The sequence below is a fragment of the Chryseobacterium sp. ERMR1:04 genome, assembly GCF_001297705.1.
GTDB lineage: Bacteria > Bacteroidota > Bacteroidia > Flavobacteriales > Weeksellaceae > Chryseobacterium.
Genome location: NZ_LIRF01000007.1, coordinates 329202 through 352850, shown reverse-complemented (window position 1 = coordinate 352850; position 23649 = coordinate 329202). Strand labels below are relative to the sequence as shown.

The window sequence follows — 23649 nt, the reverse complement described above, 5'->3', positions numbered from 1 at the left end:
TATATGAATAGCGGAAATTTTAAAAGTTTTGATGAAAGCGAGATCTTTTATCGTGAATGGAATTATCAACCTCAACAAAAGAGTATCATCATCATTCATCGTGGTCATGAACACTCCGAAAGACTGAACGATATTGCACAATCGCCACAATTTTCAAACTACAATATTTTTGCATTCGACCTTCGCGGACATGGACATACGAAGACGCCAACTTCTTCTATTTTTATGGATTATGTACGTGATCTTGATTCTTTTTCAAAATTCTTACAATCCAAGTATACTATAAAAATTCAGGATATATTTGTACTTGCCAATAGTATTGGAGGCGTAGTTGCCTCTGCCTGGGCACATGATTTCGCTCCTAATATTGCAGGAATGGCTCTTTTGGCACCTGCTTTTAGAATTAATCTTATTGTTCCTTTGGCGAATGAAATGATCACTTTGGGTACAAAATTGAAGAAAGGACTAATCATTAAAAGTTATGTAAAATCAACCATGTTGACGCATGATCCTGAACAACAAAAAGCTTACGATACAGATCCTTTGATCACACGATCTATTGATGCAGAATTACTCATCGATCTGGCTAAAGCAGGAAAACGGTTGGTAGAAGATGCAGCCGCAATTGATACGCCTACTCTTATTTTATCTGCCGAAAAAGACCATGTTGTTTTCAATAAAGATCAGAAAATTTTTCATGATCAATTAGATACTCATTTAAAACACTACGAAGTCCTTCCTAACTTTTTCCACGGAATTTTATTTGATACCGGAAAAGAATTGGTGTATGATAAAATTAAAGATTTTGCTGAAAAATGTTTTAGTCAAACTCATAAAAAAGCATCTCTTTCACCTGACAAATTTTCTCTAAAAGAATACCAGGATCTTCAAAATAATGTAGGTAATAATCTCAACTTTAAATTTCAAAAATGGTCTTTGAATACCATCGGAAAGATCAGTAAAGGAATGGAGATCGGATTGAAACACGGTTTTGATTCTGGCGCTTCTTTGGATTACGTTTATCACAATCAGCCCCAAGGGAAATTAGGTTTTGGGAAAATGATGGATAAAAATTATCTCGAGGCAATTGGCTGGACAGGAATTCGAATCAGAAAGCAACATTTAATTCAATTTTTAGAACAAAAAATTAAAAGCCTTCAACAGGAAGGAAGAAAGGTGAAAATTCTTGATATTGCTGGCGGAACAGGAAATTATTTATTCGATATCAAAGAAAAATATCCTGTAGTTGAAATTGTGGTGAATGAATTTGTAAAGGCCAATATTGAAATTGGAGAAAAAGTAATTCAGGACAAGAAATATCAAAATATAAGATTTACCAACTTTGATTGCTTTGATCCTGAAACCTATAAAAAATTAAATTTCGAACCTAATATCACCATCGTTTCGGGAATTCTGGAACTTTTCGGAGATAATGAAATGGCAAGTAAAGCCATTCAGGGAGTCAATTCTATTTCAGAAAAAAATTCATTCATTGTTTATACGGGACAACCTTGGCATCCGCAATTGAAAATGATTGCTTATGTATTGAACAATCATCAAAATAAGGACTGGATTATGAGAAGACGTTCGCAAAAAGAATTGGACAGAATGATGATTTTCAATAATATTCAGAAAGAAAATATGTTGATTGATGATTTTGGAATTTTTACGGTGTCTTCCGGAAAGGTTAATGCTTGAGTTAAAACATAGAAATTTCAAGAAAAAAGTATAAAAGATATTATTTTTCTTGGTTGATAAAAAACGAATTCGCTCTGCAAAATATACAGAGCGAATTACTAACACAAACACTAAACTACTACGTATGTATTTTAATTAATGAAGAAATTGTATTTATTAAAATTATATCCGTTTACTTAACATCCCCAAGGCACATCGCAAGATAATTTTGATATTCTAAACCAACAGTCCCTGCACTGGTCTTTACAATAGTTATATCATCAAACCAAACTCCTCCCATATTGAATACCATCCCTGCACCATATCTTGAGACTCCGGAGTTAGTTCTCACTAAAATTGAACTTCCATTGGTGACAGTATAGCTGGTTGGGCAACCTGTAGAAGTATATTGTATTGTAGGATATACAATAACTCCATCTTTTCTAAAGGTATATTGTACAGAACTTCCCGGAGAATCAAGAAATTCATAGGCTTTCAGGTTAGTTACAGGATTATTAAATTTTATTCTTATTGTACCGGTTATCGAAGCTTGACCACGAGCCGCAAACAAGTGAGTTGTATAGCCAGGGGTATTAGACGGAATAAGATTAGCACCGACACCACAAGCCGTAGATGGTGTAGTGTAGGAATCGTTTTTGTAAAAATCATTTTGGAGATAAGTACCCGTAACAGCCACACCATTTATTGTTGTATTGATAACACTTCCTACTGGCTTACTGTCTAGTAATATCCCTTTACAGTTGGTGGTTAAATCTGGCTGCGGCGGATTAGGGTTAGCCACTATATTCCTTGTAATAATACAGGTTTGACCACCAATATTAATTGCAAAACTTGCGGTACCAGCTGAAGAAGGAGTTCCAGTAATATTGTAAATAACAGTACCTGTTCCGATGGCAAAATTACCGGCTGCCAAGGTAGCAGTTAATCCCGTTACACCTGTAGACATTATGGTTTGTCCGTTATGGCTTCCACCATTTCCTCCTGTATAGGAGATCACAGATGAAACTCCCGATGCTGCAATTTGGCTGGTTAATGTACCAATATGGTTGGCACCAACACAGTCTAATGTGCTTATGCTTCCTGCACCACTTACTACATTTCTAGTTATAGTACAAGTTTGTCCTCCGATATTGATCGCAAAAGAAGCAGTTCCTGCCGAAGAAGGAGTTCCTGTAATAGTATATGTAAGGCTTCCATTTCCGTTAGCCAAAGTACCGGCAGGTAAAGTTGCGGTTAATCCGGTTACCCCTGTAGAACCTATTGATTGTGCATTATAAGAGCTGCCATCACCTCCTGTATAAGATATAATGGTAAATACATTTGCAGAAGCCGCAGTTCCACTCGTTAACATTCCAGTATGGGTAGCTCCTGAACAGTCTAATACGATAGTAGCACAAGATGAATCACTCAGACAATTACTCCACTTATTAGTCCCCTGATACAGCCTCACACAATCATTGGTACTGTCATAAATAATAGTACCAGGTACTACGCTGGTTCCTAAAGGATTAATGATATTATTGACATTGGCATTGGTGGGAAGTACTAATCCCATTGTATTGGTTGTAGGACGATTAATATCTAAAGCCCCTCTTGGAATTGCTGTTCCAATTCCAATTTGCCCGTAGAGTATTATTTTACTCAACAGCAAAGTTAGTAATATTGTTTTTTTCATCTTTTGTGTGTTTATTGTTGAGATTTTGAATCTTTTTGTGAAAAATTATTGTCCGTAATTTTCCTAATGTTGGAAGTAGAAAATCTAATACAGTTACTCCATTGCTCCGTTTTCCTGTAATACTTTACACAATCTTGTGTACTATCATAAACAATAGTTCCAGGAACCACATTCCCTCCTTGCGGATTGATTAACGTAGTAACATCTGAATTGGTAGGCAGTACCAATCCCATTGTATTGGTTGTATCATTATTATTGATATCAAGTGCGCCCCGAGGATCCTTTATATTCATCCCAACTTGCCCGTATGACATAAAACCAACACTCAGTATCATTGTCGTAAAAAATTTCTCCATTTGTATTTTTTTTGTTAAAACTTTTCTATCCTTAATAGGTATATCATCGTAACTTTAGAAAATAATCAGTTTTTTCATAAACCGGAGAATTCTTATTACAAACATATTGAGAAAAAAATATTTTCAAGCTACTACACACCTACTACCACTTTAATTTACAACACCTTACCGTTTTAATTAAGTATAAATGCAGTATAAACGCAGTTGAGTTCCGAATACATTATTTATAAAATAATCCTTTCTCAGGTTCAGAAAATCACTATTGTGGGAACAAAAAACTTCTAATAATCAAATAATGGAATTTATTTTCAAAATGTACAACAGGTTTAGATTTTTCTCATCTACAAATTCATGATTTTATCTTGAAGGCCAAATCCATACAAAAAAGGCTTCTCAAGAATATTGAGAAGCCTTTTCTTACACCAAATTTATATGAAAAACTATCTAGTTAACTCAAAATATAAGTTAACGTCAACGTCTTTAGCTACACCAGCACCCGTTGGGTCATATTTAATGTTATAATCTAAACGGTTAACCGTAAATTTTGTTTGGAAACCCATTACTTCTTTTCCTTGCTGGTTTTTCGTAATTCCACCGAATGTTACCGGAACAGAAATTTCTTTGGTAACATCTTTAATCGTTAATTTCCCTTTCAACGTGTACGTATTGTTTTTATCCTTCACAATAGAACCGCTCTCAAAAGTCATCTTTTGGAAATTCTCTGCATCAAAGAAATCTGCACTTTGCAAATGCTTATCTCTCATTTCAACCCCTGTGTTTACAGAACCTGTATTCACAAAGAAACTAAATTCTGCATTCTCTAAACCTGCTTCTTTACCCGGAGTTACTACTTTTCCGCTAAACTTATCGAATCTACCTTGTACAAAGCTGATCCCCATATGTTTGATATTGAAATTTACAGATGAATGCATAGGATCTACCGTCCAGGTTGTCTGCGCAAAACCTACAACACTTACCAACGCCAACACAAAAGTTAAAAATACTTTTTTCATAGTGAAATATTTATATTATCCGACAAAGGTAGAGGAAGAAACAGATCGTGACGTTGACCTATGTTAGTTTTTAATTTTAGATGAAACTATTTTTGAATACAATAAATGAATAAGAAACATTAAAAGCAATATGACAAGAGAATTTCCATACATCAATATCCACAAGATATTTTCATTTGTTGGATTTGAAAAATAGGAGAACGGATTTTTTCCAGAAATGATGAACATACACAAATAAATAGCTTCATATAAAATCGCAATCCTTAGTATTGAATGATAGCTTTTTCTAAAAATAATTACAGTTACCAATCCAATTCCTGTAATAACTGAACAAAAAATGAGAATGAATAATGAGAACATTCCAAAATCTCCACCAGGCAGATTTAAAAATTTCACCGACCAATCTGTACACTGAGTATTTAAAAGACTCATCACTACAAAAATCATCAAACTTTTCAGAATATTTTTCATGTTTGAAAATTAACCAAAATTTCGGAAGAAAAATTCAAAAAAAAATCAAGAACTTCGCGGTATGGCAAAATTAAAAACAGCATATTTCTGTCAAAGCTGCGGATCACAGTATTCTCAATGGATGGGGCAATGTAAAAACTGTGGAGAATGGAATACTTTGGTGGAAGAAGTCGTAGAAAAAACCTCATCTAAAACACCCCCTTTTTCAAAGTCAAAGCAACACGTTATCAATATTGTTGAAGTGGAAGCAATAGAAGAACCCCGTATAAAAACTCCTTCCGAAGAATTGAATCGCGTGTTGGGAGGCGGAATTGTTCTGGGTTCCGTTACCTTAATCGGGGGTGAGCCCGGAATTGGGAAATCTACGTTGCTTTTACAGCTTGCTCTGAAAATGAAGAAAACCGTTTTCTATGTTTCAGGGGAAGAAAGTGCTTCTCAGATCAAAATGAGAGCCGACAGATTAACGGAAGTTCAAAATCCTAAATGTTTTCTTTACACAGAAACTTCATTAGAGAAGATCCTTCATGAAGCTAAAAAGCTACAACCCGATTTTGTGATTATTGATTCTATTCAGACGCTGCAATCTCAACTCATTGAAAGTTCGCCCGGAACGGTTTCTCAGATCAGAGAATGTTCAAATGAGATCATTAAATATGCTAAAGAAAATAATGTTCCTGTTTTCTTAGTTGGCCACATTACAAAAGACGGACAAATTGCAGGGCCAAAAGTCCTGGAACATATGGTAGATGTTGTTTTGAATTTTGACGGCGATAGAAATCACCTTTTCAGATTATTAAGAGCGAACAAAAACCGTTTTGGATCTACTGCTGAAATCGGGATCTATGAAATGGTTTCTCAAGGGTTAAAAGAAATTAAAAATCCATCCGAAATTTTAATTACCAAAAAATTCGAGGAGCTTTCCGGAAATTCTGTTGCCGTAACGTTAGAAGGAAACCGACCGATGTTGTTGGAAATTCAGGCATTGGTAAGTACTGCTGTGTATGGAACGCCACAAAGAAGTTGTACCGGTTTTGATGCTAAAAGACTGAATATGCTATTGGCAGTTCTCGAAAAACGCGCAGGTTTTCAGTTGGGTTCAAAAGACGTTTTCTTAAATATTACAGGAGGAATAAAAACCGACGATCCTGCTTTAGATTTAGCGGTGATTGCTTCTATCCTTTCCTCCAATGAAGATATTGCCATCTCAGAACATTTTTGTTTTGCGGGAGAAATTGGGTTGAGTGGTGAGATTCGTCCGGTAGCACAGGTTGAACAGAGAATTACCGAAGCTGAAAAATTAGGTTATGAGACCATTTTTGTTTCTAATCTTAATAAAATTGCCAAAAGAAAACACGGAATAAAAATAGAAGAAGTAAGTAAAATTGAGGATTTTCATGAAAGACTTTTCTAATAATTAAAAAAGTCACCTTGTGTTGAAATATTATGTTTATATTTAGGTATCCATAATCTTAAAAACGTATCACACATGAAAACAAATTTTATTATTCTACTTGTTTGCTGTGCCAATGTATTGTCGGCACAGATCAGTGTTTTTCAAAATCCTATTCAGGAAGGAAGCTTATCTGAAAGTCAAAAGATCACCAAAGAGCTCGCTTCTAGTTATATTTCAACAAAATATTATCAACAGAATGGTTTTAATTTAAAGTCTGATCTTAAAATTAATTTACCCAACAATAAACAGATCACCGCAAAATTTGATCGGGTTTTAACGTACAGTAACAAAAGCCAATCTTATGTGTATACCATTGAAAACGAACCACAATCTGATTTGGTATTTTCAACATACGATCACATTGTAACCGGAATGTATGCTCCCGCTAGCGGAGAAAAAGTGATGTTCCATCAAACAAACGGAGATATTTTCGCGTTGTCAACGGTAAGCGATCAGAAAATTCTGGATCAGGATTCTAAAGATGATTCTATTTTAGATTCTACCCTTCCCGGATTTGGAAAAGTCAACTCCAATGTCTGTCTGGATACAACTCCGGTTTGTGCAGCATCCCGTGTTGATGTGATGGTGGTATATACCTCTGCAGCAAGAACTGCCTGGGGAGGTGTTGCACAAAGTAATTCTTTTATCGCAACAGCCATTACTAATTTTAATACCTCTTTAACCAATTCAGGGGTTTCTAATGTGACCATCAACTTGGTCTATTCAGGAGAGATCGACTATACAGAACCTGGAAATATCAGTACCGACCTTTCGAGGCTAAGAACGAATAATGACGGTTATATGGACAATGTTCATACCCTAAGAACAACATACGGAGCAGATTTGGTGGCTTTGGTTACCGGAACACCAACCAATACTTGTGGATTAGGCTATGTGAACACCAGCCCAACCAATTACAGCGGTGCCAACGGATTTTGTGTAAGTCTTTATAATTGTGCCGTTTCCAACTATTCTTTAGCGCATGAATTAGGACACAATATGGGATTACAACATGATTGGTATGTGAGTACAAGTACTTCCCCATGCAGTCATCATCATGGATATGTAAACAGAACGGCTATTAATTCAGGGACAGCGAGTACCTCTTCTCAGCGATGGAGAACCATTATGGCTTATAATGACGAATGTTCGGCGGCAGGATTTAACTGTACAAGAATCAACCGTTGGGCAAACCCAGGTATCAATTATAATTCGGAGCCTACAGGAATTGCTATTGGAAATACCAACCCATCTAACGAAGCTTACGGATTCTCCCGCTTTGCGTGTGTGGTTTCTAATTTTATGCCGACCGCTTCAGCAGACGTTTTATCTACCTCTGAAATTCTTCCTAACACAAAAGAATTTACTTTATATCCCAATCCGGCTAAAGATATGATCACTATTTCACTAAGTGACAGCGAAAGATATTCATTTAAAATAGTTAATATGGCAGGACAGCTTATTGAAACAACCACTGAAAGAAGCATCCCTTTAAAAGGATACAGCTCCGGAGGCTATTTTCTAAATATTTATGATGATAAAGGCGCATTCATTGGAAGTAAAAAATTCATCGTTCAATAGTTTTTTAACGCTATAAAGAATCAAAATCCTCTGAATATTTTAATTTTATTCAGGGGATTTTCAATATTAACCCTTACCTTGTCGTATGAATTATCTAGCACATTCTTTCCTTACTTTTTCGGACGGACAAATTGTAGGTCAGTTTCTGGAAGATTTTATCCGAAATAGAGATCGTTTTTCTTTTCCTAAAGACATTCAGGATGGAATTACTTTACACAGAGCAATTGATACTTTCACCGATGCACATCCTGCATTGCATGAGGCAAAGAAAGTTTTCAGCCCGTTGGTAAGATTATATTCAGGAGCCTTTGTAGATGTTGCGATGGATTATTTTGTAGCCAATGATCTAAAATTGAACTCGCTTCACGATTGGAAACAACATTCTTTACGGGTATATCGGGTTCTTAACGAAAATGAAAAATGGCTTCCTGAAAATTTCAAGAAAATGCTGATCAAAATGGAACATGATGACTGGCTTTATAATTACCGTGAAGACTGGGGCATTAAATTCAGTATTCAGAACGTTCTCAACAAAGCAAAATATTTAGATAAGGATCTTCCTGTGTTCGAATTGTTTCTTCAAAATAAAGATATTCTCCAGGAATGCTATGACAACTTTTTTCCTGCTCTGTTGGCACATACAAAAGAGGTTAATGCTTTGTTGGAAATAGAAAACCCATTTTAATATAAAAAAACACTTACTGAGGAAGTAAGTGTTTTCAATGTTTGGGAACATTTATGATGTTTTGTGTTTATAGAATAATTTGTGCCTGAAAAAAATTAATCTCCAATTCTGAATACTAGTAATTGAGTAGAGTTTGCTGCCAGATTCATCCCATTACCTAAACAATTTCCGGACTGTCATCTTCCTAAAATGATTTGCCAAGTCCTAGCAGGAATAGTTGTAGCATAAGTAATAGTACCTCCATGATTAGATGATCCTCCTTCAAGATGGGCTGCTGTATTATGAATTCTTGTGCTCCCTGTATTCAAAGGAAAATCTACATAATAAGAACTTATAGTACACCCTGTAGCATTATGATTTCCTTCGTACACAAATGTCATTTGATACGTTCCTGCAGGAAAGGTAATCGTACTTGTCGTCGCATTATAGCTCATCCCATCAATGGTATTTTTAACCACAGACATTGGAACGACTTGCGATCCTCCAATACCTTGCCCACCCAAAAAATTCGTTTGTGCAGTTTCCAATCTAAAAATGGCAGGATTGGGAATCCCCAAGACACTTAATGTGTTAATTGATTTAATTACCCCGTTAGCATCTATTACAACGGGTCTATCTGTATTAGGGTTTCCCGCAGTAGTCCCCTCCAAACGTAAAGGATCTGCTGTTGCAGTTACATGCAGTTTATTACTAGGAGCAGTGACCCCTATTCCAACATTCCCATTGATATCAATTCTCATACGAAAATTGTCATTGGTCATTAAATCTAATGGGTGATTAGAATTTGTTCCAAACCATCCTGCAACAGTACTGCCGTTGGTAGCACCAGTCCCTAGGTAGGATCGCAATCTTACCGTTCCATCCGTATGTTGAAACCCATATGAGTTTGTTACTGTGGTCACATCTAATTTAGTAGCAGGAGCTGCAGTACCTAAACCCAATCTATGGTTTGCTGCATCTACAGAAAATGTAGTTCCATCTACAGAAAATGCATTAACAGCAGTTGCTAAAAAAGAAAGCGTATTTGCTCCCTGAGTTACCAATCTGGTTCCGGTAAGCGAGCCATCAGCATTATAAATATTAAGACCAGAAAGTATTGTATTATTAGGGTTATGAAGCTTAACCCATACGGTTCCGTTAAAATAATAATACCCTACAGCATCTATATTGATGGCTGTTCCTGCTGCTGCCCCTGTTACAATATTATTAACATAAATCATTTAGAGGTAGGAACTGTGGTCATACTTTGAGCCCTTAGTCTGTCTACACGGGGAGCTAAAAAGCCATCAACATTAGTGGCAGAGCCGGTAGTATTTTTAGCAACAACTTCTAAAGTGGAAGTAGGATTGGCTGTATTTATCCCTACTTGAGCGTATGAAGCACTACTAAACGATAGTAGTGCCACTATGGGGTAAAATTGTTTCATTCTCATGGTTAGTTTATTTAAAGTTAATTTTTTTCTGAGTACTACTTACTAAATGAATAGTATGTACTTATAGTGATTTCATGGTGTAAGAAAAAAACATTTAATTTTATGCAAAATGTTAAATTTTATATAAAATTAATCGCTTTATGTTAAAACAAATATAATATTTTTTATTTATAATCCAAAGATTATTAACAAATATTAATTATTAATCAATTAAGGTGTTATAAATCACTGTAGTTAGAATTTAATAAGATTATTGATAATGATGAAGAGGAAATAAAGCTCATTAATTTAATTCTCTCAAATGGGTATTACTATATAATAGACCCTTTGATAATGACAATAATGAGATTTTAATCTTAAAAAAGGATAGATCTCTGGTTAATACAATTAACGTTTTTTAGTGTTAACACTTTAGTTTATAAAAAAAGCATTCACCATAGGCAAATGCTCTTACAAAAATTAAATATACTAAAGGCTCTTAATCACCAATTCTAAATACAAGAAATTGTGTTGAAACTGATCTTAAAGTCATACCAGCATCCCAACAGTTACCAGAAGACCCTCTACCTAAACTGATTGTCCATGTTTTACCTGCTGGAATTGATGTTGCATAGGCAATAGAACCTCCATGCTGAGAATTACTCCCTGAAGAATGTGCTGCTGTACTATGAATTCTTTGGGTAGAACTATCTAGAGGAAAATCTACAAAATAAGAGCTTACCGTACAGCCTGATGCATTATGGGTACCTTCATAAACAAACATCAGTTCATAGGTACCTGCAGGAAAAGTAATTGTACTGCTGCTGCTATTATAGGTTAATCCAGGAATGGTATTTTTCACCAAGGACATTGGAACTATTTGCGAAGCACCACCACCTGCACCAGTTAAAAAGTTATTCTGCGAAGTCTCTAATCTGAATACCGCAGGGTTTGGAATAGATAATCCTCCTAAGGTTTTAATACTTTTAACCACACCAGTAGGATCTAATACCAACAGACGATCTGTAGTGGTATCACCATTTCCCACTCCTTCTAGCTTCACAGGATCTGCTGAGGCTTTTACGTGAAGAGCATTAGCAGGGGTTATGGTTCCTACCCCCAATCTTCCTTGCGAGGTCACTACCACATCATTAGCCTGTTGAGCTGCTGTAGGTGTACCTGTTGCTGCATTATCTTTTGCCCCATCTACATGGAAAGTAGCTTGGGGATTAGATGTGCTTATCCCAACTTGAGCGTAAGCAATAGTACTTACTGACAATACAGCCAATAACGAATAGAATTTAGTTTTTCTCATAATGTGAATTTTTTGTGTTGTTTATATGTTTTATAAGGTTTGTCACTCTATTTTAAGCATGCAATCTTTATTATATTTTATCATTTTTTTCAAAAAAAAACATAAGATATAACCGGCAGAGTATTCTCTGCTACATGTAAATAATTATCACTAAAATTTAAAATTTTAGTTCAATGTATTGGAGCTTATAAATATTGGGGGGGCGTAGTATGCCAACTTGGGCTAAAGTATATTTGTGCTATTTTTATTATAGCAAATACTTCTTGTATTTGTGTTTGTTTTTCCATTATTTGTGTGTGTTAAGATTGTGTTTATAAAAAAGTAAAAATCAATTATTTGCTTGTTACTTTCGGTGCAAATCTATCATATTTTTTATGTATAAAAAAGAAAAACACCTGTTTATCAAAAGTTTAACATCTTTAAATGAACTTGAAAACAATTTAAATCCAAAAAATAATTCACTATAAATCCCACAAATCTCACCTGTGTGTATTATTTTACATTCTATATTAACTATGAATAAAGAACTGTAATGCTTCGAATAGTATTTTACTAAAAAAATTCTATGTTTAAGTTTCCATCAAAAGAAAAAAGCACTCGCCATAGGCCAATGCTTTTATAAAAGTTAATTATTCTTAAAAAGGTTAATCTCCTACCCTAAAGACCAATAATTGAGTAGAGCTATCCCTTAAGCTCATCCCATTACCACTACAGTTTCCGGATACGCCTCTACCTAAAGTAATTTGCCAAGTTTTCCCTGCTGGAATTGTTGTAGCATAAGTAATAGAACCACCATGATTAGAGGTGTAACCAGCAACGTGTGAAGCCGTACTATGAATTCTTTGGGTAGAATTATTTAACGGAAAATCTACAAAATAAGAACTTATTGTACAGTCTGTTGCATTATGAGTTCCTTCATATACAAACATGATCTCATAAGTACCTGCAGGGAAGGTTATGGTACTTGTGGACGCATTGTAAGACAATCCAGGAATCGTATTTTTCACAATAGACATGGGAACTACCTGACTTCCTCCGGCGCTTACTGCACTTAAGAAATTATTCTGAGCTGTTTCTAATCTGAATACGGCTGGATTGGGAATAGACAAACCGCCCAATGTATTAATACTTTTGATGACTCCATTAGCATCTATAACCACCAAACGGTCCGTTGTTGTATTACCTACGGCAACTCCTTCAAGCTTCAGAGGATCTGCTGTAGCTTTTATATGTAATGCATTAGCAGGAGAAACGGTTCCCACCCCTAGTTTACCTTGTGAAGTTACTACCACATCATTGGCTTGTTGAGCGGCTGTGGGCATGCCTGTGGCAGGGTTATCTTTTGCTCCATCAATATTAAAAACACCTTGTGGATTGGCTGTATTTATCCCTACTTGGGCATAAGAAATAGTACTCATTGACAATAATGCCAATAGTGAAGAGAATTTAATTTTTTTCATTACGTTTAGGTTTTATGTTTTTTTAAAGGTTTAGTTAGGTAGTATAAAAAAGAAATCATCAAAAAAAATTTCAGTAAAAAGTACAGCGTATAGCCTGCAAAGTTTCCTCTGCTGTATACATAGATCATCTTTACTAAAGTCTTAGACTATAATAAAATTATTTGATTTCGTAAAAATTTTGAGTAGATATGCCAACTTGGGCGAAAGTGAAATTGCTATATTTATCTATAGCAAATACCGTTAGTATTTGTGTTTTATTTTTCATTATTTGTGTTTATTAAAAATGTGTTTTTCAGAGAAATAAATACGTGGTTAAACGTTTATTTTTTCTGGTACAAATCTAATATAATTTTCAAATAAAAAAATAAAAACTTTAAATTTTCTAAAAATTTAACATTTTAAAATTTTTCTAAAAGTGGAGTTAAAACAAAAATAAATTCATCAAAAGGTCTGATACAGGTATCTATTAGGATAGGTAAGTTTTTCACTTTTTCGATTTCCATTCACAATAATGTGAATAATATTGATCTGATCATCATAGAGATTATAGAGAAAACTGACTGCTGCTTCCACTTTTTTAGGAACATTTAAGGGTTCAGACTCTAAAAAAACATTTACAGACTCATTATCTTCTTCATACCCCACATAATTAACTTTTAAAAATCGGTTATCTCCTTTTAGTTTGAAATATTCTGTACTATAATTTTTTAATGCTTCATTTAATTGGGCCTTGTATTTTTCATCGCTAAAATGAAAAGGTTTTCCATATTTTTTTGTCAGTCCATTTTCCAGATCATCCAGAAAAAAACGTCCGGTAATTTCAAAGCTTTTTGATTTTGAATTATAATTTATTTCCACAGAGCCTACATGATAGGGATGAAATGCTTCTGTAGTCTTCACATTTTGAAATGTAAAAGGAATAAGCAGACAAAGTGCGACCAGCAATATATTTAGCTTCAAAAACATGGACAATAATTATTTGGACAAATATAAAAAAAGTGACAGTTATTAGCTGCCACTCTATTGCTTATAAAAAGTATGATGAAATTATTCTTTAATCACCTTTTTCACAATTTTAGTATTATTATCTAAAGTAATAGTAAATACATACGTTCCTTTTACCAAATCAGAAACATTGATTTTATTAGAAGTAGACGTAATATCTACATTTCTAATCAGTTTCCCTGAAATATCGTGTATAGCAACTACCGCTTTAGAGACTTTACCCAAATTAACGTTTACAACACTCTTCGCAGGATTAGGATAAATATTAATCCCATCGTTTCCTTTGGTGTCATTCACTCCTAACGTATTAGAATTGGTTTTCACAAAATACCCTCCAAATCCTGTAGTCTGGAAGCTCACTTCCCAGTATTGGTAGGTATCATTCCAAACAATATCAGCCACATTCGGCGTAATCGTAGAAGCTGCACTTCCGTAAGAAGCTACTGTTCCTGTATTCGCGATACTCGTTCCTGTATATTTTTCAATAATAAGGTTGGCTTTGTTTCCATTATCTGTGCTTGATGTAGGTAATTTAACCGTATTTGTAAGGTTATAAGCATCAAATTCTGACTGCTTGAAATACAACGTTACCTTTCCTGTAGTTGTCGTAGCATTGTTTTCAGGATTTAGTTCAAACCTTCTTGAAACATAATTTGGCTGCGCATTATCTACCCAAACTTTAGAAGTAACATTTCCTGTTACTGTACTTGCTGCTTCTTTTTCCAATCTTGAAATTAACTGACAGTTGTTGACGAAATAATTATATCCCGTTGCAACCGGAGCTAATTTAGTTTGATTAGCTGTTGCTAATACTTTTACCTCAGCTATATTCTCATACACCGTAGCTCTGATTCTATAATTCCCTGCCGTTGAAACTGACCATGCTGTACCGTCTGATGATAACTTACTTCTTCCATCTGCAACTGTATTATCTCTCCATAAGCTCATTCTTCCATTTCTTGTATCCAATACAACATAGAAATCTTGTTTCGTTGTAATCTGTACATTTAAATCAGAAAAATCAATATAATTCCAGCCATCTCTATAAAATTTATTTTTAATAGAGCTGAATGTCTTTGTAGCAATCACTGCTCCTGGATTGCCGTTCGAATCTACTTTTCTGATTTCAATATTAAAAGGTACATCAGACATTGTACCGGAAGTTCCAACCATAAAGCTTACTCCTCCTAATTTTCCTATTTTCGTAGGTGTATATCGTACTGCAAAAATATTATTGTCATAAATATTATTACCTACACTGGATTGCTGATAAAACTGAGTATCATAATTAATCGTTTCAAACTCAGAAGTAACACATCCTAATTCATTAGTAACAGCTTTATAAATATCCAGTTTTCCAAATCCCCACCTCGTGTTTGGAACATTTCCTGTAGCTGCATCTTTTCTGGCATTTGCAGTCAGTCTATTTTTTACAGTTGCTGCGGTTAAAGTAGGATTTGCCTGCAATAATAAAGCAACAGCTCCTGCAACTCCTGGAGAAGACATACTTGTTCCCTGATTTTTGTAATAATAAGTACCATCAACGTGTCCGGTATCTGCAGGATTTGTAGCCGGGCTACTACTCGATGACAACGCTGATATTACAAATTCTCCCGATGCTGTAATTTCAGGTTTTTGAAAACCATCTACCCTAGGTCCCTGAGAACTGAATGAAGCAATACCTTCCGCCGTATCACCTGTCCAATAATAAGAACCTACCGGAACATTAAGATAAGTTGTTCTTCCTGCATATGCTGCAACTGTTATCGCACTGGATGCATTTCCTGGTGAACCTACAATGTATTCGTTATTTCCACCCGTTAAAGTGGTAGCAACCCCTTGACTGTATAACCAACCATGGGTATTGATTTGTTGCGCTCCGTTATTGGTAATCTCTAATGTATAATTTCCTTGTGCATTGGTTGTAGATCCTGTAGGACGGCTCACAATTAATTGTACATATCTTTTATTATTATCAGTTCCCCAATAATTAGCCATGGTAGCCGTTAGCCCACCTCCTAAAATACTGTGTGCCGTATCTGTAGAAATATTCTGAGTATATTGTTGCCCATCCGGTGTTGTTAATTTAGCCGTAACCGGACTGTCGTCATTAGCATACATCACAAAAGAAAATATAGCTGCTGTAGATGTGTTGCTTCCTACAGTAAACGCATAGGTTTGTGCTGCATTGGGTGCAATATCAACTGTTCTATGGATATTTCCACCATAATCATTACCAGCAGAAATAACCACTACTCTACCAGGACCTGAAGCTGTAAAGTTATTTACCGCTACCTCATTACTTGCTGTACCGTCATGGGCCGACCCTTGACCTCCAATACTCATGTTCACAACAATAGGCTTATTTAAAGCTGTTGCCACGTTTCTAAAATAGGTTAAAGCATTGATGGTATTTGTTGTTGGAAAAGATCCATTCCCTCCTTTTACGAAAACAATATCTGCCCCGGGAGCAAATCCTTTGTGTCTTTTATCGGCAAAGGCAGATCCGTTTCCAGCTGCAGTCCCCGAAACGTGTGTTCCGTGACCGTTGGTATCCGTCTCACGAACAAAATTGGTTGGTGATCCATCCAATTCGTCTTCAATCTGAGCTCTTGTATATTCTACTCCTGTGGAAAATCCTGCTGGTGAAGTTTCTGCTCCCTGAGGCGTTAAGGTTTGATCCCAAATTGAATAAATTCTACTTTTCGTCTGATCTGTAGCCCCTCTGAAATCTGGGTGCTTCCAATCGATTCCCGTATCATAAACGCCAACCAAGACTCCGGTTCCTACATATGAAGTGTTATTAAAAACTCCATCCTGTAAAAGGCTTGCCCCAGATTGTGCCCTGCTCACATCATTATGAAGAACATCAAAAGTAGGTGCCATTACCGAGGTTACATAAGGAAGCTGAGTCAGTTTTTGAATATCCTCTATTCCTACTAGTGCAGTAGCGAAATTAGGAAGGACACTTTGAACTAAAATCCCTTCTGATTTTAATTTTTCTGGACTTTTTGTATAAATAATACAAGAATACATGGTTTGTGCTCCTTTGGAGGTGACAACCAAATGTTGGTCCAGCTGCATTTCCGGACGAGCCATTTCTTTAATCTCAACTCCTTTTGATAATTTGTCTTTATTTTTTAACAACGTTTCAAATCGAGAGTCTAATTTTTGAACCTGACCAAACATTCCGTAGGAGGAAAGTCCTAAAAAAACAGCGGCTACATTTCTTAAAGTATTCCTTCCTGTAGCTGGAATGTTTACTTTTGTAAATAATAATTTTCTGAAATTCATATTGTGCAATTTTTAACAATACAATTATACAATTTTTATTCATTCAACAGAAGATTAACATACATTATTAAACCCCAAAGATATTTAACCTAAAAAAACTCTTTAATCTATTATAAACCAAGACACTTATGCAGGACTTTTTATTCTATTTACAATTAGGCTGGGAACATATCATTTCATTGGACGCTTTAGACCATCAGCTTTTTGTTTTGGCCTTAATTGCTGTGTACTCTTATAATGACTGGAAGAAAATTCTAATCTTGGTCACTGCATTTACCATTGGCCATTCCATTACTTTGGCGTTAAGTATTCTTGATGTTTTCAGAGTTCCTTCAGCTTGGGTAGAATTTTTAATTCCGCTGACTATTGTTCTCACTTCACTGGACAATATTATCATGAAAAATCAAAAACAGACCTTGATGCGTGCTAACTATTATTTAGCCTTAATTTTTGGACTTATTCATGGGATGGGATTTGCCAATACCGCAAGAGTAATGATAGCCAAAAGTCAAAATATTTTCTTTCCGCTTTTAGGGTTTAACATTGGCTTAGAACTCGGACAGATTATTATTGTATTCGTTATATTAATTGTATTATTTATTGCCCTTAAAATCTTTAAGGTGAATAAGAAAGATTGGATCCTATTTGTTTCTTCCGGTGTCTTTGCATTAGCCTTAAAAATGACATTAGAAAGAATTCCTTTTTAATATTCAACCATTCTTATCATTAGTTTTAAATTCTTATCATTATATTTGAAAAAGGAGCGTATACTTAGTGAATTAATTTTAAATATGAAAATAAAATGAATTTACTATATCAAATATTTTATTTCCATTTAATAGTCGATTTGGTGTAAAAAAACACTAAAATCTATTAATTCACAATAAGTAATACATGCTTGACAATTTTAATTTTTTGCTTATGAAATCAAACCTAACCCTACTTTCCGTATTTACCTGCATAGGCTTAGCCGCACAAAATATTCAAAATAATCCCCAGAGTAATCACGGAAATAAATTTGAACAACTAGGGACTACACTCCCTACTCCTAATATATATAGAACTGCTTCCGGTGCTCCAGGTCATGGATATTGGCAAAGCAGAGCAGACTATGATATTGCTGCCTATTTAGATGAAGATAAAAGAAATCTAAAAGGTTCTGAAACCATTACCTATTACAACAATTCTCCTGATGATTTGGAATACATATGGCTTCAATTAGATGAAAATGAGCATTCCAGTATTAATAATGCAGATTATGGATTTTCTTCTACCATCCCACAAATTACAACCGAACAAAATATAAGATCCACCGAATTACCCATAAAAGATAATGGATATGGTGTACGGCTTGAAAAAGTAACTGATCTGCTGGGCGCTCCCCTTACCTATACTGTGAATAAAACAATGATGCGTATTGACTTATCAAAGGTTTTAAAAAAAGGAGAAAAATTTATTTTTAAGGTAAATTGGAACTATAACATCCCCGAAAGAGCAATAACACCAGGAGCGCGTGGAGGTTACGAAAACTTTCCAGAAGACGGAAATGACCTTTACACCATGGCCCAGTGGTATCCAAGAATGTGTGTCTACAATGATTTTAAAGGATGGCAAAATCATCAATTTGCAGGAGTAGGAGAATTTGCTTTGGCTTTCGGAAATTTTAAAGTGTCTATTAATGTTCCTTCGGATCATTTAGTGGGTGGTACAGGAGAATGCAAAAACTACGAACAGGTTTTAACACCAGATCAATTAGAAAGATACAAAAAAGCAGAAACCTCTAGTGAGCCCGTTGAAATTGCAACATTAAATGAGGCTAAAAAAGCAGAAAAAAATCATGCTAAACAAAGAAAGACATGGATTTTTGAAGCAAATGATGTCAGGGATTTCGCATAGACCTCATCCAGAAAATTTGTCTGGGACGGAATGCGCGTTGTTATTCCTGAAAACAATAATAAAGTAATGGCTATGAGCTTTTATCCGAAAGAAGCTTACGGATTATTTGGAAAATATTCTACAAAAACAATTGCCCATACTCTAAAAACATATTCTGAATTTACAACACCGTATCCTTATCCCGTAGCACAATCTATAGACGCTAACAATGCAATGGAATACCCGATGATTTGCTTCAACAAAGGAAGGACAGAAAAAGACGGAACCTATTCTGAAGCAACGAAAAATGAAATGGTTGGAATAATTATTCATGAAGTTGGACACAACTTCTTTCCCATGATCATCAATTCAGACGAAAGACAATGGACCTGGATGGACGAAGGCCTTAATACCTTTATAGAATATCTTACTGAAGAAAGATGGGATAACAAGTTTCCTTCAAAGCGTGGCCCGGCCTGGGCAATTGTAGATTATATGAAGCTTCCAAAAGACCAGTTGGAACCCATTATGACCAATTCTGAAAATATTGAACATTTTGGCCCCAATGCATATGCCAAACCGGCAACAGCATTGAATATTCTAAGGGAAACCATTATGGGAAGAGCACTTTTCGATAAAGCGATTAAAACCTATGCCAAAAGATGGGCTTTCAAAACTCCGGAGCCTGCAGATTTTTTCAGAACAATAGAAGATGCAAGCGGTGAAGACCTAGATTGGTTCTGGAGAGGCTGGTTCTACGGAACAGATCCCGTAGATATTGCTATTGATAAAGTAACCATTGCTGCTCCGGATTTAGACGCCATTCCAACAACAAAAGAAGAAATATATACTATCGAGAAACCTTTACAAAACGAATTTCAAGATATTTCTAAAATCAGAAACAGAGAAGATAAAAACATCACATTCTTTGTAGATAAAGACAAAAAGCTTCAGGATTTCTATTACCGATATGACAGAGGTGAAGAAAAGATAGACAACAATAAAGAATACACTGAAAAGGTAGATAATATTACATCCCTTGACAATAAAGACAAAGAAAAATTAAAAAAAATCACAGCCTATCAAATTGATTTTGTGAACAAAGGCGGATTAGTAATGCCTATCATTCTTGAATTTACTTTTGAGGATGGCACCAAATTATACGATAAATCTTCGGCGCAGATCTGGAGACTGAATGAGCAGAAAGTTTCCAAGACGTATTATTTTGATAAGAAATTAAAATCTATCCAGCTGGATCCTATGAAAGAAACCGCAGATATTGACACTTCCAATAATTTCTGGAGCAATGACGGAAGCACTTCTGAAATTTCAAAGTTCCAGGTATTTAAACAAAAGCAGCAACAAGCTGTAAGAGGAGGTTCCAATGGAAAAATAAACCCAATGCAAGCCGCCGGAAAGAAATAAAAATATTGATAAAAAACATCCATAATCTTCAGCAACAAACATCAAGGTAAAATCAAAAATCATGATAAAAATTGGTAAATAATTACTGTAATTATCAACCTTAAAAGAGCAACAAGAAACCTAAAAATGACAGAGTTTAATTAAGAAAGAAACATATTGAAATTTTCAACTACTTATTATTATATTTGATGATTCTTAAATTATTCTGTCATGAAACTAAAAGTAACTGTACTTTCAGTATTTTTATATACGGGTCTATCTGCTCAAAATATTCAAAATAATCCGGGAAGCAATCACGGAAACAGATTTGAGCAACTAGGAACCATTCTTCCTACTCCTAATATTTACAGAACTGCTTCCGGAGCACCGGGACATGGATATTGGCAAAACAAAGCCGACTACGACATCACAGCTTATCTGGATGAAGATAAAAGGAATTTGAAAGGTTCTGAAACGATTACGTATTACAATAATTCTCCTGATGACTTGGAATATATCTGGCTTCAGTTAGATGAAAATGAACAGTCTACTGTAAAAAAAGCGGACTTCCCAGCCTCTTCTACCCTTCCTAAATCTACCACTGATCAGAAGCTTAAAATAACCGATCTGCCTGCAAAAGATAATGGATATGGAGTCGTTCTTGAAAAAGTAACCGATCTATCCGGAACTCCGTTGAAATATACCGTAAACCAAACCATGATGCGTATTGATTTACCGAAGGCGCTGAAAAAAGGAGAAAAACTGGTTTTTAAAGTAGATTGGAACTACAATATCCCAGACAGAATAAAAATGGGAGGCCGTGGCGGCTATGAAAATTTTGCGGAAGATGGAAACGATCTTTATACCATAACGCAATGGTATCCCAGAATGTGTGTCTACAGTGATTTCCATGGGTGGCAGAATCATCAGTTTACAGGAAGAGGTGAATTTGCCTTAGTTTTCGGAAACTTTAAAGTTTCGATGAATGTTCCTGCAGATCATATCGTAGGAGGAACTGGAGAATGTAAAAACTACGAACAGGTTTTAACATCAGACCAATTAGCTAGATACAGAAAAGCAGAAAGTGCCAATGAACCGATAGAAATCGTTACGTTGGATGACGCTAAAAAAGCAGAGAAAAACCATGCTAAACAAAGAAAAACATGGAATTTTGAAGCAAATGATGTAAGAGATTTTGCCTGGACCTCATCAAGAAAATTTGTTTGGGACGGAATGCGCGTTGTTATTCCTGAAAACAATAATAAAGTAATGGCCATGAGTTTCTATCCAAAAGAAGCCTATGCTTTATATAGAAAATATTCAACAAAAGCTGTTGCCCACACAATTAAGACCTATTCAGAATTCACAATTCCTTATCCATATCCTGTGGCCCAATCTGTGGAAGCAGCCAACGGAATGGAATACCCAATGATCTGTTTCAACTTCGGAAGAACAGAAAAAGACGGAACCTATTCTGAAGGAACAAAAAACGGAATGATCGGAGTCGTGATTCATGAAGTGGGACATAACTTTTTCCCAATGATCATTAATTCAGATGAAAGACAATGGACCTGGATGGATGAAGGATTAAATACTTTCACAGAATATCTTACAGAAGAAAAATGGGATAATAAATTTCCTTCAAAACGTGGTCCGGCATGGACGATTGTTGATTATATGAAACTTCCTAAAGATCAGTTAGAACCTATCATGTCGAATTCTGAGAATATTGTTCAGTTTGGTCCGAATGCCTACTCAAAACCGGCAACAGGATTAAATATTCTTCGTGAAACCATTATGGGAAGAGAACTTTTCGATAAAGCTTTTAAAACGTATGCTAAAAGATGGGCTTTTAAACACCCTGAACCTGCAGATTTTTTCAGAACAATGGAAGATGCAAGCGGTGAAGATTTAGATTGGTTCTGGAGAGGTTGGTTCTACGGAACAGATCCTGTAGATATTGCCATTGATAAAGTAACCATTGCCACTCCTGATCTCAATTCGGTACCACAGGCTAATGAAACAACATACAAAGTAGAAAAACCTTTAGTGAATAGTTTTGAAGACCTTTCTAAAATCAGAAATAAAGAAGACAAAAGCATTACCTTCTTTGTAGATAAAGATAAAGAACTTCAGGATTTCTATTACCGATATGACAGAGGTGAAGAAAAGGTAGACAACAATAAAGAATATGCTGTAAAAGCAGATAATATGGCTACTCTTGACAATAAAGACAAAGAAAAATTTAAAAATATTACGGCTTATCAAATTGATTTTGTAAACAAAGGCGGATTGGTAATGCCGGTAATTCTTGAGTTTACTTTTGACGACGGCACCAAATTATACGATAAATCTTCAGCACAAATCTGGAGGTTAAATGAACAAAAAGTTTCAAAGACGTATTATTTTGAAAAGAAATTAAAATCTATCCAGCTGGATCCTATGAAAGAAACCGCAGATATTGATACTTCCAATAATTTCTGGAGCAATGACGGAAGTACTTCTGAAATTTCAAAATTCCAGGTATTTAAACAAAAGCAGCAACAAGCGGTAAGAGGAGGTTCTAATGGAAAAATAAACCCGATGCAGGCCGCCGGAAAGAAATAAAAATAATTAATAAAAAGTATTCAGACTCTGGATACTTTTTTTTAGATTTATCTCTCATTAGAAATCAAAATTTGTAATAGTTTTAAACCACTTTTTATCTAATGATTGAGTTCAGGTGAGGAAGGGGTTTCATTATATGACCTAGGAAACTTAAGCGTTAATAAAATAGACTTTGTGAACGTTAAAAAAAATCTACTGTTTGAAGCGCGAGACAAATTTAGCATCGAATAACAAATGTTGAATTCGCGCAAGTTTTAGATTTTTTAGAGAACAAAGTTTATTTTTAGTGAAAGTTTCCAGTCTTGACTTTTTGTTTCTTTTTGTGTTAAGACAAAAGAAAAAAATA

General features: G+C 35.2%; 16 protein-coding genes and 1 pseudogene. 7 read left to right on the top strand and 10 right to left on the bottom strand.

What is annotated here, in order from left to right; genetic code table 11:
* Positions 1-3 precede the first annotated feature (3 nt).
* Positions 4-1698 (top strand): bifunctional alpha/beta hydrolase/class I SAM-dependent methyltransferase, encoded by a 1695-nt coding sequence (locus tag AMQ68_RS16355; protein ID WP_054511683.1) that lies wholly within the window; start codon positions 4-6, stop codon positions 1696-1698.
* A 172-nt stretch (positions 1699-1870) separates the two neighbouring features.
* Here the strand turns inward: AMQ68_RS16355 and AMQ68_RS16350 are convergent, their stop codons facing one another.
* The 4 genes from AMQ68_RS16350 to AMQ68_RS16335 all read right to left on the bottom strand — a co-directional run bounded on the left by AMQ68_RS16350 (position 1871) and on the right by AMQ68_RS16335 (position 5213).
* Positions 1871-3373, bottom strand: a complete 1503-nt coding sequence (locus AMQ68_RS16350) for a hypothetical protein (protein WP_123905727.1) — start codon at positions 3371-3373, stop codon at positions 1871-1873.
* 11 nt (positions 3374-3384) lie between these two features.
* A complete protein-coding gene (locus AMQ68_RS16345) occupies positions 3385-3729 on the bottom strand; it encodes a hypothetical protein (protein WP_123905726.1) in 345 nt (114 codons plus the stop codon).
* A gap of 440 nt (positions 3730-4169) precedes the next feature.
* Positions 4170-4742 carry a YceI family protein gene (locus AMQ68_RS16340; RefSeq protein ID WP_054511680.1) on the bottom strand — a complete coding sequence of 191 codons (573 nt, stop codon included), beginning with the start codon at positions 4740-4742 and terminating at the stop codon, positions 4170-4172.
* A gap of 63 nt (positions 4743-4805) precedes the next feature.
* Entirely contained in the window at positions 4806-5213 is a 408-nt protein-coding gene (locus tag AMQ68_RS16335) for a hypothetical protein (protein WP_054511679.1), read from the bottom strand.
* Positions 5214-5274: 61 nt separating this feature from the next.
* On the opposite strand from AMQ68_RS16335, the gene radA reads away from it, so the two are divergent.
* The 3 genes from radA to AMQ68_RS16320 all read left to right on the top strand — a co-directional run bounded on the left by radA (position 5275) and on the right by AMQ68_RS16320 (position 8932).
* Positions 5275-6624 (top strand): DNA repair protein RadA, encoded by a 1350-nt coding sequence (gene radA, locus AMQ68_RS16330; RefSeq protein WP_054511678.1) that lies wholly within the window; start codon positions 5275-5277, stop codon positions 6622-6624.
* Between the two features lie 75 nt (positions 6625-6699).
* Positions 6700-8247 (top strand): zinc-dependent metalloprotease, encoded by a 1548-nt coding sequence (locus tag AMQ68_RS16325; protein WP_054511677.1) that lies wholly within the window; start codon positions 6700-6702, stop codon positions 8245-8247.
* 85 nt (positions 8248-8332) lie between these two features.
* Positions 8333-8932 carry an ACP phosphodiesterase gene (locus tag AMQ68_RS16320; protein ID WP_054511676.1) on the top strand — a complete coding sequence of 200 codons (600 nt, stop codon included), beginning with the start codon at positions 8333-8335 and terminating at the stop codon, positions 8930-8932.
* A gap of 176 nt (positions 8933-9108) precedes the next feature.
* Here the strand turns inward: AMQ68_RS16320 and AMQ68_RS16315 are convergent, their stop codons facing one another.
* The 6 genes from AMQ68_RS16315 to AMQ68_RS16290 all read right to left on the bottom strand — a co-directional run bounded on the left by AMQ68_RS16315 (position 9109) and on the right by AMQ68_RS16290 (position 17417).
* Positions 9109-10152, bottom strand: a complete 1044-nt coding sequence (locus AMQ68_RS16315; protein WP_054511675.1) for a hypothetical protein — start codon at positions 10150-10152, stop codon at positions 9109-9111.
* Positions 10149-10337, bottom strand: coding sequence for a hypothetical protein (locus tag AMQ68_RS16310; RefSeq protein WP_123905725.1), 189 nt, complete (start codon positions 10335-10337; stop codon positions 10149-10151). The genes AMQ68_RS16315 and AMQ68_RS16310 overlap by 4 nt, the downstream gene beginning before the upstream one ends.
* Before the next feature lie 505 nt (positions 10338-10842).
* Entirely contained in the window at positions 10843-11658 is an 816-nt protein-coding gene (locus AMQ68_RS16305) for a hypothetical protein (protein ID WP_054511673.1), read from the bottom strand.
* A 644-nt stretch (positions 11659-12302) separates the two neighbouring features.
* Positions 12303-13118 carry a hypothetical protein gene (locus tag AMQ68_RS16300; protein WP_054511672.1) on the bottom strand — a complete coding sequence of 272 codons (816 nt, stop codon included), beginning with the start codon at positions 13116-13118 and terminating at the stop codon, positions 12303-12305.
* A gap of 441 nt (positions 13119-13559) precedes the next feature.
* Positions 13560-14018 (bottom strand): DUF6702 family protein, encoded by a 459-nt coding sequence (locus AMQ68_RS16295; RefSeq protein WP_241775157.1) that lies wholly within the window; start codon positions 14016-14018, stop codon positions 13560-13562.
* A gap of 147 nt (positions 14019-14165) precedes the next feature.
* Positions 14166-17417, bottom strand: a complete 3252-nt coding sequence (locus tag AMQ68_RS16290; RefSeq protein ID WP_054511670.1) for a S8/S53 family peptidase — start codon at positions 17415-17417, stop codon at positions 14166-14168.
* Between the two features lie 128 nt (positions 17418-17545).
* Between AMQ68_RS16290 and AMQ68_RS16285 the strand changes: the two genes are divergently transcribed.
* The 3 genes and pseudogenes from AMQ68_RS16285 (at position 17546) to AMQ68_RS16275 (ending at position 23303) form a co-directional block, all read left to right on the top strand.
* Positions 17546-18124 (top strand): HupE/UreJ family protein, encoded by a 579-nt coding sequence (locus tag AMQ68_RS16285; protein WP_054511669.1) that lies wholly within the window; start codon positions 17546-17548, stop codon positions 18122-18124.
* A 214-nt stretch (positions 18125-18338) separates the two neighbouring features.
* A pseudogene (locus AMQ68_RS16280) lies at positions 18339-20717 on the top strand (M1 family metallopeptidase).
* A 210-nt stretch (positions 20718-20927) separates the two neighbouring features.
* Complete coding sequence (locus AMQ68_RS16275; protein WP_054511668.1) at positions 20928-23303, top strand: M1 family metallopeptidase; 2376 nt, start codon at positions 20928-20930, stop codon at positions 23301-23303.
* Positions 23304-23649: the final 346 nt, after the last annotated feature.